Source organism: Halalkaliarchaeum sp. AArc-GB (assembly GCF_031432225.1).
Classification (GTDB): Archaea; Halobacteriota; Halobacteria; order Halobacteriales; family Haloferacaceae; genus Halalkaliarchaeum.
Map to the genome: position 1 here is coordinate 23290 of NZ_JAVKGM010000024.1, position 13722 is coordinate 37011.

Here is a 13722-nt window from a genome sequence, read left to right on the forward strand (position 1 = left end):
ACAAGCGTGGGGGACTCGCCGGACTCCGGATGACACGCCGGATGAGTCGAAGAGGACTGACTCCGGGACTAGACGCCGATCGGATTCCGTACAATGATAGATGAGGATTCGAATTCGGAAGTATTCGGGACCACCTACGGCGATAGCAGCACGTTCCCCCTTGACGCTCTCGCGGTCGGCGCGTACGTACTGTTCGCTCCAGTTGCAGACGTGATGCTCACCGGCACAGTGAGTCGTTTTATCCTCCTCGGGCCGATGATCCTGTTCGTTCCCGGCTACGTTCTACTACTGTCATTGTTTCCCGCAGCCCCAGCGAACCCCGGGCAATCGAGAGATCAGAGCCAGACGGCTCTTACTGTCGATGGGCCGGAGCGAGCCGCGCTCTCAATCGGATGCAGTGTCGCGTTGCTCCCGGTCGCTGGATTCGGATTGACTGCCGTCTACGGAACTCTCACGGACGGGTTGATCCCTGTGCTTTCCACCTTCAGTCTGATCTTCCTCGTCGTGGGTACTGTCCGCCGGCGAGCTGTCCCCGAACATCGACGGTTCTACGTTCCGGTTAGACGATGGAGTGCCGACGTCGAGAACGTCCTCTTTCGGACGCCACGATCGACCGCGATTTTAACCGTACTGGTGGCCGCCTGTGTCGTGGCCACGGTCGCCGTCCTCGCGTTCGGTCTCGTCGCGCCCCAGTCAGGCACGTCGACGACGAACGTCGTCGTCGGCACGGGGAGCGGCGAGGATTTCAGTACGAGCGGCTATTCGATCGCAGCCAACGACACCGAGGAGGTCGAATACACGCTGTTCGTCGAAAACAAAGAGGGGGAGCGGAGCGACTACACGGTCGTCGTCCAGGTGCAACAACTGTCGGACGGAACGATCGTGGAACGGGCCGATGTCGATCAATTCCACCTCGAACTGGACGACGGTGAGCAGGCATTCGAGACGCACACTGCCGATCCGACGCTGGATGGCGAGTCCCTCCGCCTCGTGTATCTCGTGTACGTAGAGCAACCCCCTGCCGATCCAGACATGGAATCTGCCTATCTGAGTACGTACGTCTGGATTACAGACGCTGACGCCAACGGCGAATGACAGCTGTCGTCGTTCACCGGCCATCTCGCCAACTGAATGACGGAGTACTCACCCCATGAACTCATCCAGGTTGATTCGACTGGCGATCAGAAAATACCGGAATGAAGGGGCTCGATCAATATTCGCTGCCGTCCCCCGACAGTTGAAGAACACTGTACAGGGGGACCGTGTCTTCAAATACATGACCGAATTGCGATATCGAAAACAACAATACCAGTACGATGCCCCTGCTCACCCGTACAAAGTGCTCCACGTGGATATGAGCGATATCGAGTACTTCAACACGGCTATCGACACGGGGTGGGGGCTGGGAATTATCAAGGGGGGCGAATGGGACCGACAGGCCAACTGCGAACCGATCCGTTCCACGTCACATTTTCGAGGGTTGAAACAGCGCTTCGAGGAGGGATACGATTGGGAAGAAACAGTATACTATCAATCACGCGAGAACTTTTTGACGGACATCGAGGATAAACGGCTGGGCTACATCGAAGAGTTATACACCGACATAAAAGAAAACGGATACCGCCCAAATTACGAGGCCGGTCACGATGCCCCGGACGTCGGGGGAAGACAGAGTCGGTTTCGTCACTTGCATTCCCTCGAACCGCTCGTCGCTATCGGACGGGACGGTGAACTGTATCTCACAGAGGGGTTTCACCGACTGGCCATCGCGAAGCTGGTCGGCATCGACGAGATACCGGTTAACGTACTTGCAAGACACTGGGAGTGGCAACGGGTACGCGAACAGATACACGGGGGGTCCGGCTCGGGTTCTGCCCGCGTAGAAATCCGCCATCGTACCCATCCAGATTTGAAGGACGTGCTCGAGGACACGGAGTGAGTACTGATCGATTTCTTTTGCTCATTGTGATCGACGTGTCTCCGACGTCATTCGGGCACCCGATATACCGAGTATAACAAAGACGCTTGTACGTCATATTTCGCCGAATGCATATCAGGGGAAGCAGTGGCGGTCATCGACAGGACACCTCGACGGTTCGGGTAGAATTGTCTGTGTTACTCGTCGGTTTTATCGGGTTACTGTCCGGGATCACGATCGCTCACTTCTCGCCTGCCGATGGATACGAGGTGTCGCTATACGCGTCGACACCGCCGGCTGTATGGATCGGCCTGATTATCGCCTATGCCGCCGCAGCGGTAATATCGGTTTATACTGCACGCGTCGTGATCTGTCGTTTGGCGCTGTTCCTCGGGGGAGTTACGACCCTCGTCATCGCCGCGTTACCAGTACTCCGTGGCTACCGTTTTTACGGGCAATCAGATTCACTAACGCATCTCGGCTGGGTTCAGGATCTCGGGACGGAGCGACTGTCGTTTCTCGAGTTCTTTTATCCGGGGACCCACACGATCTCGGTGTTTTTCGCCGAGACGTTCGCATTGTCGTATGAAGCGGCCGCACTGTTGATGATCGTCACGATAGCCGGACTCTTTCTCCTGTTCGTTCCCCTCGCGGCACGGGCGCTGACGGGAGATCGTCGATCGACCGTTATCGCCGCGTTTTCAGGATTCCTCTTTCTCCCGATCACGAACGTCAGCGGGGGCATGATGTACCATACTTTCTCGCTCGGTGTGCTGTTCTTTCCGCTGGTCCTCTTTTTGATCATTAGATCGCTGTACGAGCCCACTTCGACCGGGATCGGTCCGTTTCGGATATCGAGCAACGCTATCGTGCTCTTCCTTTCCGGAGTGGCATTGTTGTTCTTTCATCCCCAGATCACGCTGAACCTCCTGATACTCCTTGGAGCGATAAACGTCTTGTACGTCTACGTCTGGCTACGGTCGTCCGATGCAACTGGCGTTCTCAGTCCAAACGCGCTGGTTTTCGTGGCACTCGTTGGTGCGTGGATCATCTGGATTTCGCAGTTTCCGACCGCGTTAGTTGTCGGCGAAAACGTGGTGGACGCTATCCAAGAAATGTATTACGGAACCGGGGAAGTCGGAAGGACTGTCGAAACACAAGGCCAATCGGCAGCGGCTGTCGGAGGAAGCATCCCAGAACTGTTTTTCAAACTGTTCTTCGTCGGAAGTATCTACACGACGATCGCGATAGCGGTCGTGATCGCCTCGTTTCTGAAATGGGGAACTATCGACTCGAAAACCCGGTCGATCACACTGTACGTCGGGTTCGCCACTGCAATACTCACGCCGTTTTTCATCGCCCACTTCCTCGGTGACGTCTCACATCTGTTCTTCCGGCACGTTTCCTTCGGACTGGTACTTTCGACGGTGTTTGGAGCGATCGGTCTCTTCTGGATGTCGAGCGTTCTCGGCGAACAGTTCTCCAAACCGTCTGTTCGAACGCTCGGAATTTCGCTCCTGGCAATTGGGCTGTTGGTGTCGCTGATCGTAGTGTTCCCATCACCGTACATCTACCAGCAAAACCATCACGTCAGCGATTACGAATACGACGGATACGCGTCGGCATTCGAACATCACGACGAGGCCCTGGGATTCAGTGGTGTCCGAAGTTCACCACATCGTTACAGCGACGCGCTCGTCGCCGGTGAACGGCCCGGTCTCGAAGGGGCAATCACAGACGAGGAGTTGCGCGCGAACCCGGCACTCGCCCGCGACACCGACTTCTATCTCCCGATAGCGAAATCGGACCGGGACCGTGAAGTGATCGCCTACAGGGAGTTGCGATACAGCGAAACGTCGATCGATGGCCTCGAGGGAATGGAAGGGGTTCATCGAATCCAGACGAACGGAGAGTTCACTCTCTACTACGTGAGTGGCGAAACCTTCCAGAGTGAAGCGCCCGGTGACTAACCGATGCGATTACAGGGCTGTGTCGATGGGCGGCTCTACGGAACAGTCGGCCGGACACTATTCGTCGAGCGCGAAGCGGATGGCGGGTCGTTCCAGCGCCGGGGAACGATCCCGGGCCTGACCAGTGGACGATCACAGTTCAAGGAATTTCTACTGGATAGCGACTACACCCGTGGGCTGCTCGAACGAATCGTCGGGGATTTTTCTGTCGCCACTGTCCAGGGAGTTTCTCGAAAGTCGTACGTCGCCACGGCCGGACGCCAGCTCTCGATTTCCCACGACGGTGGAAAGCGATGGCAACCCAAACGGGCACTCCCTGAATCCTCCCCACCGTTTGGTGCGTTACCGTCCGCGATCGAAGCTACTGACGAAAGGATTTACGTCGGCGAATACCCCCTGACTTCCGATCAATCGCCCGGTGTACTCGTCTCCGACAACGACGGTGAAACCTGGCAACGGATTCCGATTTCCGACGTTCGGCACATTCATAGTGTTCAAAAGGATCCGTACAGCGACGAGATCTGGATAACGACGGGTGATACGGACGACGAATGCTGGATCGGTCGACTTCGAGATGGGCGGTTCGAACCGATCGGTGGGGGCTCCCAACAGTGGCGTGCGGTCGAACTCGCGTTCACCCCGGACGCGATCCTGTGGGGGATGGACTGTTCGTACGCCGACCAGAACCGGGTGTTCCGTCTCGAGCGTGAAACACTCCCGTCGGAGGCAATCTCAAAACGTCCCAGAACAGTCCACACGGTCGACGGGTCAGTGTTCTACTCCGCCTCGGTAGAACGCGGGGGAGACAGGTGGATTGCCTTCTCGACCGCGGCGGAACCGAGTACCGACAGCACAGCTCCCGAGCGGTCGGTTCGGGGGAGCGAGTCGGCAGGCGTCGTCGTTTCCTCGTCAGCGTCAGACTTCACAGACTGGCAGGAACTCCGGCGATATTCTCGACGCCAGGTCGTCGGCGACAGGATACCGGGGAATGTCGTCCCGAAAGCCAGCGCCTACGTGTATCTCGCAGCCGACGACGAACGCGGCCTCTTTCTCAATCCGTACAACACGTCGCGGTCGAGCGGATCGATCGAACGGATTCCGATCGATCAACTCCCGAAGTGAACTCCACACGCTCCTCAGGAGTACGAGCGTGCGAGTACACTCGTTACGTACCGCCAGTCTTCGGATGCAGCCCGTGAGGAGAACCGGTCGCGCACGCCGCGAGCATTCCGTCCGAGTCGGTCCCGCCGGCCGGGGGCGCCCAGCAGTGCTTCGATCGCCGTAGCGAACTCGTCAGCAGTGGCCGGATCAACGAGAACGCCGTTCCAGTCGTCCACGAGGAGGTCAGAAACGTTACCGACCGGCGGTGCGACGGGGACGGTACCGCTCGCCATCGCCTCGACCAGCGTCAGCGGGAGTGCGTCGCGTTTCGACGTCAAGACGAACAGGTCGGCGTCAGCGTACCACGGAATCGGATCGTCGACCCATCCTGGAGTGTGGAGAGTATCCTGGAGATTGCGCGCAGCTATCCGTCGTTTTACGGCTGATAGCATTGGACCGTCCCCGAGCATGACGGCCCGAACTGACGGGTCACGGTCCCTGAGGGCCGCAACTACGTCGACGAACAAGAGCGGTCGCTTTTCCTCGGTGAACCGCCCGACCCAGAGCAGGTCGTACCGAGCGTCCGTCTCCCGGCCCGTCGCGGGAAGCTTTTCGACGTCGATCGGGTTCGCGAGAATCGCGGTTTTGTGGGACGGAAGGCCGATCAGATCGTGCAGCCGGCGTCTGTGTGTCGGGCCGGGGACCGTTACAACGTCGAACTGTCGGATGAGAACGTGAACCGGTCGCCGATACCACGCATGGGCGTGGACATCGATGTCACAGCCGATAATGCCGAGATGGGCCGGTACACCCATCAATCGGGCGGCAAACAGTCCGAGACAGCCGTGCGGAATAAGGGAGATTGAACAGACCGCGTCGTAGTCGCCCCGGACGCTTTCGAGGACAACAAGCAGTGACATCAAGAGCAAATCGACGATCCGTATTCCTGTCGATGGAGGCGACAGTTGACGAACGCCGGTGACGTCCGGGTTTGGTGCGGTACAGACGAGCGTCGTCTCGACGACGACAGCCAGTGGTTTCACGTGGCGATCGATCTTTTCGACATTCGTCGGGCCGTAGACGAACAACACTCGATCGAGTGATTCTCCGTCTGGTGCGGGTTCGTCTCCTGGAGCCCGACTGCCGACTTCCTCGTTTTGCCACGGATCAGTCCGATATCCACCTTCGGCCGACGCCATCGTCTAAATCCATCGGACGAGTTGGTTTTGTTACGTTGATCCTACCGATAGTTTTGGAAGTGACCAGAGAATACGCTTCGAACAGTTCCGGCCGTGAGTCAGTAGCACAACTAGTGTGGTTTCATCCCGGGGACGAATGAGCCATTCTGGACCAGAAATCTACGCGGCGGGCTGTTATTGGTAGCTTAAACAACGACAGAAGGGCGCTATCATGCAATATCGATGACCGTCCTGCCTGACGATATATCGCCCATGTGTTAGTGAGCTGAACAATATCGGACAGGACACCAGTTCGGCCAGACGGACACCGAATCGGATCCGAACCGATAATGCCCGCGTTAATTAATATATAATACTTATATGATCTCTCCCATTACCGGCGGAGTACGGGTTTTATTTAATGATATTCGGGTTACGTTCCTTCCTCTTTCAGGTATCTCAAATTGACATTCACGAAGTCGGAAACATATCATTAACAGAACATTTATATCGGTTAAGCCTTGACTACTGAATGCATGGCACGCAAGCTGGCACGCAAGCGTGGCCCCGATAGCGACGGGGCTACCGACGACGAGGAACCGGACGCAGAAAATATCGACGCAGACGCGAGTGCGGGCAGTTTACTCAACAGACGCGACTACGTGAAATTGAGTGCGGCAGCGACGGGCGCAGTTCTCGCCTCTTCGGGATTAGGTTCGGCCGCAGAGGAACGGTACGGGATCCCGTTCGATCGCGTGGTGAACGCAGTCGACGACCTCGGAATGGATCCCACCGGGAGCGAACCGATCGACTCCGCTCTCTCGGCAGCGTGGGAAACCGGTACCCTCATCGAATTCCCCGAGGGAGATTACTATGTAAGTGATACAAGAGTTGTGGTTGATGATTCAGATCGGGTTGGGATGCGCGGTTTGGGTGACGATCACACAGATGTCAGATTTTTCTTCCCGGACTTCGATGAAAACGAGTTTTTCATCATCAACCATGGCGGATCTGGAGTCATTTTCGAGAATTTTTCCATCGACTGCGGCCCAGATGAGGATACGATAGCAGCAATCTCTACGCGGGGAGATGATGACATTTGGGCAGTCGATCTGGAGTGGCTCGGGTTCTACTCCCGCCAAGAGAGTACTCCCGGTGCGCTGCTCTGGATTCAGGCAAATGATGTCGATGGTGTCGCAACCGCTCGGCGAATAACGATGGGCAAGCACGGGAGTGCTTTGGGCGGTCACTCGAGTTCGACTGGCACTTCTCCCGGACACTCATACATCAGGAATGAGACGGGTCACGTTGGCGAGTTCCGCCTCGAAGATTCCCATCTCGAACAGTGCGGTCACAACACGATGCGATCTTCCAATAACGATGGAGTGGTCACGGTGAAAAATTGCTTTATTAAGAATGCTGATATTTCCGGATTGCGGTTCAATGGCGGCGATCATCCCGAGAAGACGAGTTTGATCGAAAATTGCCATTTCCTTGTCGATCACCGTGAATTGAATGATACCGGAGGAACAGCTCCGCACCACGCCATGGGTGGTGTTTTCCCCGATTCTCGTGTTGGAAACGCCGGATTGGTTGTCAGAAATTGTGATTTCGAATGGAAACATATCCTCCAGGAAACAATCGATAACGACGGAAGTTTGTGGGGAATGATCCGAGTACCAAGTTCGGGCCATTCGAATCCCGGCGGCATAACGATTGAAAATTGCCGCCTATACAATGATACTATTGTTCCTCCGATTTGGATCAATGAAATTTCTACTAACAATGAAGGAGAACTACCAAATCAACCCTGGGAAGTTACTCTCGATGATGTCAATATAACTATGAATGAAGGCGAAACTTCCCAGGACGATTGGAATATTTTGATTCAAGACGGCCGCGACGAAAGCGTAGTGAAAAATTCATGTATTTATTCTCCCGGCGGATCCATGGATGGGATCGTCTTCGAGAACAGCGATGGTGTGGTCGTCGAGGATTCAAACATTAACGTAACCGGCGAAGCGGTCGAATTGACCAACACTGACGGAAACATTCGAAACATCAGTCATGACGACTCTTGTCCACTTCCAACACAGCACGACTCCGACGACGATGAAGACGGGGACGATTCCTCGGGGGGAGACGATGACAGCTCCGACGATGACGACGATCAAACAACTGATGAATGGACGTCCTTCGTTATTGACGGGTTCGATTCTGACACCCGTGGTGAGTACGAGTTCATCGTCGAAGGCGATGCCCGCGAAAACACCGAACTGAGTGAATACGGTACCGTCAACACCATCGAAACGACCGATGACGGACGTACTCGCGTCGCCGGCGCTATGCGCTCGGGCACCGACGCGTTCGATTATGCAGGCTACATCGTCAGCTACGCCGCCGACGCTGACATGGTATTCGAGCGCGACGGCGAAGAGATCTCCCGCGACGAAATCGTCGATTACGAAGAAGATGGCGACGAGGATGATGACGGAGAAGGAGACGGTGACGACTCAGACGACTCCTCGGATGGAGACGATGACAGCTCCGACGATGACGGCGATCAAACAACCGATGAATGGACGTCCTTCGTCATTAATGGGTTCGATTCTGACACCCGTGGTGAGTACGAGTTCATCGTCGAAGGCGATGCCCGCGAGAACACCGAACTGAGCCGATACGGCACCGTCAACACCATCGAAACGACCGATGACGGAGATACTCGCGTCGCCGGCGCTATGCGCTCGGGGGCCGACGCGTTCGACTACGCCGGCTACATCGTCAGCTACGCCGCCGACGATGACATGGTATTCGAGCGCGACGGCGAGGAAATCTCCCGTGATGAGGTCGTCGATTACGAGTTCGAGGACCTCGATCACACCCTCCAAATAATGGGAACTGGTTCAACGTCGAGTTTCAACTTCACCGTCGACGGGGAACTCGTCGCGGACCCTTCCTGCGAGATATCCTGTGCGGATTCGATCTCCGGAAGTAGTGCAGAGGACGCAGTAACTTCGGAAACCGCCATGTTCCAGTTCGATGGAAACATCAGCGACTTCAGTCTTGACGGCGACGCTGGAGTGTATTTGGACGGCGATCAGGTCGATCCCGAACTATTGGGTATCGAAGATGACCCATTCCTCACGAATTGGTTGATCGTGGACGGTCTCGAGGACGAAACCACGTACCAATTCTCCGTGACAGGAAACCTCTACAAATCCCCGGATCTCGGACCGGTGGAAGCAGATGACGTGATAAGCGATGGGATGGTCATTGGGTCGGTGAACGATGGAGTCGACGGCTACAGGTTCAACGGTGATCTGACAATGCTACGCGTTCAGGGTACTGCTGACGTACAGTTCGACGAGCAGTAGCCGCTCGTTGAACTCACCGACTCAACGGACCCGAAAATCGGGTCTTAAAGACTCGAAGTAACATTTCACTTGTCATTCTTACCGACGCTCGAAAAATTGGCGTTACATGCTACTTCGGTCGGAGAGTGGACATTTGAAGAGGTGTTCCGAAGCTAATCTCCGAAAAATGGAATGTGATTAGGAAAGGTCACGAGATTCGCTACCGACGAGTTTCTGTTTTACTCGCCGCGCTGGTTCAAAGGTGATCGGTCCACCAATGGCCAAACAGAGATAAAAATACGTTTTGGGATCGAGCGGATAATACGCGAGCGATCTCAAGAGGTACTTAATTGACTCCCGATAGTAACCGTTTGAGAGGCCAGAGAACGCCAACGTTCGTGTCAAAGAGCCGAGGAACCTTCGTTCTGTGAGGTAACCTAATTGGGAAGCGATTGGTCGGTGTGTGTTAAGCAAACGTGGATATGAGATGTCTCGTTTCTCCTCAAAATCATCACTAATTCGACTGTCTCCACCGACTTGCCGTTCAACGAGTATTTCATCTATCGAGGAGAATTTGCAGTGTTGAGCTAGTCGAAGATTCCATTCACGATCCTGCCAACTCGGAAGTCGTTCGTCGGGAAGTCCGGCCTTGGAAATAATTCTCGACCGCACCATGAGAAGCGAAAAGGTTCCAACTACCTCTCCTCGAAATAACGCTTCGAGAACGTCCCCCTCTATTGACGGGCACACCGAACCGATCTGGTTGCCGTTTTCGTCGACGATCCGACTCCCGACCGTTACCACCCCCAATTCGCTTGGCCCCTCCTGGAATCGCCTGACCTGACGAGATACCTTCCCTGGAAGCCACTGATCATCGTCGTCCAGAAAAGCGATGAACCGACCAGTAGCACGCCGAATACCGGTATTTCGAGCCGCGTTCGCTCCTCGATTGCCGTCGTGACGTATACAATTTACTTGCGAAATACCGTCCGTGTCGATTGTGTTCACTGTTTCCGCCGCGGGGGTGGGAGACCCGTCGTCAATTACCAAAAGTTCGATTGACGGATACGTCTGTTCGATCACACTTCGAACCGCTCTCTTGAGGTACTCAGGACGATCGTACGTAGGGATGACGACACTGACCAGCGGACTCTCCTCACCCACCCGGTTTTTAGTCATCGTTTCGCATCGAACACTATCGTAGTGGAAAGTTAGTTAGGATCGCTATATCCCGGGTAAATAGAACCTAACAATACGAGTGAGCAACCAACAAGAGTATTAGGAACGTCGACTATATGCGCCGTCGTAAGGTCCTTCAAGTTCTTTCGGCAGGAATCGGTGGTATTAGCGGCTGTACTGGTGCACGATCGAACGACAACAACTCGGAAAGCAACCGGTTGACCCCGAGTGGAGGTGCTCGAAGCACACAAGGACCAGTAGCAAACGGCGAAGAGCACCAAAGCGAGAGGAACGACCCAAATTTCGAGTTCGATCGGGTCATGGACGCAGTCGACGATCTCGGAATGGATCCCGCTGGGGGCGAACCGATCGAGTCCGCTCTCTCGGCAGCGTACGAAACCGGGACGCTCATCGTGTTCCCACCCGGCGACTACCGCGTTGAAAAAGAAGGAGTCATACATGGTGACAAAGATCGATTTGGGATGGCGGGTTTGGGCGATGATCCAAAGAACGTCACGTTTCACTTCCCCAAAGCGGCTGAGGGTGGTACAGGATACTGGTTCTTGAGGAATCAGGGAGGCTCGGAGGTTCTCTTTAAAAACTTTTCAATTGAGTTGACTGATGACCATGATACAGCCGTTTCTATTATGAATGAGGGAGATGATGAGTTATGGTGCGTCGATTTGGAATGGCTTGGATTCATTCCTAGACAAGCTAGTTCTCCCGGTCAACTGCTCCGTATGCAGGCAAAGACACTATATGGTGTCGCCACGGCACGGCGAATTACAATAGGCAAATACGGTTCAGCCCAGGGCGGTCACTCGAGTTCAACCGGAACTTCCCCCGGATATACGTTCATTCGGAATGAGCCGGATCACATTGGGGAGTTCCGCCTCGAAGATTCCCATCTCGAACAGTGCGGTCACAACACGATGCGATCTTCCAATAACGATGGAGTCGTCACCGTGAAAAATTGCTTTATTAAGAATGCTGATATTTCCGGATTGCGGTTCAATGGCGGCGATCATCCCGAAAAGACGAGCCTAATCGAAAATTGCCATTTCCTTGTCGATCACCGTGAATTGAATGATACCGGAGGAACAGCTCCACACCACGCCATGGGTGGTGTTTTCGCCGATTCTCGTGTTGGAAACGCCGGATTGGTTGTCAGAAATTGTGATTTCGAATGGAAACATATCCTCCAGGAAACGATCGATAACGACGGAAGTTTGTGGGGGATTATTCGAGTACCGGAATCAAACCAATCAAATCCAGGCGGCATAACCATCGAAGACTGCCGCATATTCAACGACACAATCTGTCCTAATATCTGGATCAACGGGGTTTCTACTAACAAAGATAATCAACTGCCGGATCGCCCCTGGGAAGTCGATATCGATAACGTTCATTGTACGACATATAAAAACAGATCACAGCAAGGTGATTGGATATTTTATATTGGTGTGAGACGTAGCAATAGTAATATAACAAATTCTTGTATTTATGCCCTCGAAGGAGAAATGGATGGAATGCTTGTTGAAGGATGTGATGATGTGTTGGTGGAAGATTGTAACATTGCTGTTAGCGGCGAAAAAGTGATATTCGAGAATTCCACGGGTAGTGTGAACGGAATTACGTCAAATGAAACTTGCACGCTTCCGGGTAAAGAAGGAGAGTAACTCTGAATACGATTTGATTATCCCAAATAATCTACGTGCTAGATACTTGACTTCGCACGTTAGACGAACATACCGTCGATCTGGTGCATTAGTTCGTCAGTGCTCCGGGTCGGATTAGAGAGTGCCCAAGAAAGAAGATTCTCGACGCTTTCGCGGAAGGATCGCTTGATGTCGGTGCGGAGCGAACTGGCGTGTCCCAGAAGCGTTCCAAGGGCGCTTGATGCAGCACCGAACTTGAGGAGGCTGTAGGCCAGCATCAGCAGGTGCCAGTGCCGACTGGCACCTGCGGCATGCCGGAGCTCGCAGTCTCCAAAACCAAGGTCCTGCTTGGTGTCCCTGAAGAACGTCTCCACTCGCCATCTCAGCGCGTATAACTCGATGAGATGGCTCGCTGGCGCATCGATCTTGTTCGAGACGATGTACTTCACGCTCGGTTCCTTCTCTTCGTCACTCGATTCTTTCTCGGTGATTAGCAGTTTCACGTCGCCAAGGCGGCCAACTTCGCGTTTCTGTGTCCAGATGTGGTAGGTGTCGCCGTTGATTGTACGTGGGACAGTGTCGATGCGCTCGGCCAGCGCATCGACACGGATTCGATCACCACCATAGGTGACGCGTGTATCGCTTTTGACGGCTGAAACCCACTCTTTCCCGTACCCTTCGAGATGAGTTACGAACTCCTCGGTACTGTAGAACATGTCGAAGAGATAGGTGTCCGCCGGGACACCTATCTCGATGAGTTCGTCAACAAGTTCGATAGCGAGTTCAATACGGCGTCTGTCGTTTTTCTTGTAGAGGCGAAAGCCGAGTGGGTAGGTAGTTTTCTCATCGGCGTAGAGTGCATAGACGATGTTCTGTCCCCAGATGTAGCTGTGGATACCGTGGTCGTAGTATTTCCCCGCGTGAGGGATTTTCTTGCCCGTTTTGTGCGTGAAGGTGTCGTCGATGATGACGACACCTTCACTGGTCCATCTGGTGTCATCTGCTTGTTGGAGCAGCGCGAGGCGTTCTTTGTTAAGCTGATCTTCGTCCCAGTTATACTCGGTGAGGAATTTGTTCAAGGCTCGTTCGCTTTTGGCCGGAAGAACGATGTTCGAGATTCCTTGAACGGTCTTGTTGCTGGCCGCAACAAGACCTGTCACGTACGTTTTCGCATGGTGTTTCTGCCGCGTTGAGAAACACTCAAACTGGTCAATCGGTTCAGTACATGACAGCAACGACGTGATCGGGAGCATCAACGCTTCACGAACTCTCTACGCGCTCTACCAGCATAAGGTGCGAAGTCAAGTAGATAATCTCATAAGAGATCTTCGGAGAGCGAACCGAACGAGTCCACCCTCCTGAAAA

9 protein-coding genes are annotated in these 13722 nt (G+C 54.2%); 6 read left to right on the plus strand and 3 right to left on the minus strand.

Going from position 1 to position 13722, the window contains the following annotated elements:
- Positions 1–93: 93 nt before the first annotated feature.
- From RH858_RS16055 to RH858_RS16070, 4 genes are all read left to right on the plus strand, one after another.
- Positions 94–1095, plus strand: a complete 1002-nt coding sequence (locus RH858_RS16055) for a DUF1616 domain-containing protein (RefSeq protein WP_259535324.1) — start codon at positions 94–96, stop codon at positions 1093–1095.
- Between the two features lie 181 nt (positions 1096–1276).
- Complete coding sequence (locus RH858_RS16060; RefSeq protein ID WP_259535323.1) at positions 1277–1939, plus strand: ParB N-terminal domain-containing protein; 663 nt, start codon at positions 1277–1279, stop codon at positions 1937–1939.
- Between the two features lie 356 nt (positions 1940–2295).
- Positions 2296–3888 carry a hypothetical protein gene (locus RH858_RS16065; protein WP_310562417.1) on the plus strand — a complete coding sequence of 531 codons (1593 nt, stop codon included), beginning with the start codon at positions 2296–2298 and terminating at the stop codon, positions 3886–3888.
- 3 nt (positions 3889–3891) lie between these two features.
- Complete coding sequence (locus RH858_RS16070; RefSeq protein ID WP_310562418.1) at positions 3892–5010, plus strand: glycosyl hydrolase; 1119 nt, start codon at positions 3892–3894, stop codon at positions 5008–5010.
- A gap of 14 nt (positions 5011–5024) precedes the next feature.
- Here RH858_RS16070 and RH858_RS16075 read toward each other — a convergent pair whose 3' ends face one another.
- A complete protein-coding gene (locus RH858_RS16075; RefSeq protein ID WP_259535320.1) occupies positions 5025–6188 on the minus strand; it encodes a glycosyltransferase family 4 protein in 1164 nt (387 codons plus the stop codon).
- A 515-nt stretch (positions 6189–6703) separates the two neighbouring features.
- Between RH858_RS16075 and RH858_RS16080 the strand changes: the two genes are divergently transcribed.
- The gene (locus RH858_RS16080; protein ID WP_310562419.1) at positions 6704–9541 is read left to right on the plus strand and encodes a hypothetical protein; all 2838 of its coding nucleotides are present in this window, start codon (positions 6704–6706) and stop codon (positions 9539–9541) included.
- A 177-nt stretch (positions 9542–9718) separates the two neighbouring features.
- Here the strand turns inward: RH858_RS16080 and RH858_RS16085 are convergent, their stop codons facing one another.
- Positions 9719–10699, minus strand: coding sequence for a glycosyltransferase family 2 protein (locus RH858_RS16085; RefSeq protein WP_310562420.1), 981 nt, complete (start codon positions 10697–10699; stop codon positions 9719–9721).
- A 320-nt stretch (positions 10700–11019) separates the two neighbouring features.
- On the opposite strand from RH858_RS16085, the gene RH858_RS16090 reads away from it, so the two are divergent.
- The gene (locus RH858_RS16090) at positions 11020–12378 is read left to right on the plus strand and encodes a hypothetical protein (protein WP_310562421.1); all 1359 of its coding nucleotides are present in this window, start codon (positions 11020–11022) and stop codon (positions 12376–12378) included.
- 59 nt (positions 12379–12437) lie between these two features.
- On the opposite strand, the gene RH858_RS16095 is transcribed toward RH858_RS16090, so the two are convergent.
- Positions 12438–13610 (minus strand): IS701 family transposase, encoded by a 1173-nt coding sequence (locus RH858_RS16095; RefSeq protein ID WP_310562422.1) that lies wholly within the window; start codon positions 13608–13610, stop codon positions 12438–12440.
- Positions 13611–13722 lie beyond the last annotated feature (112 nt).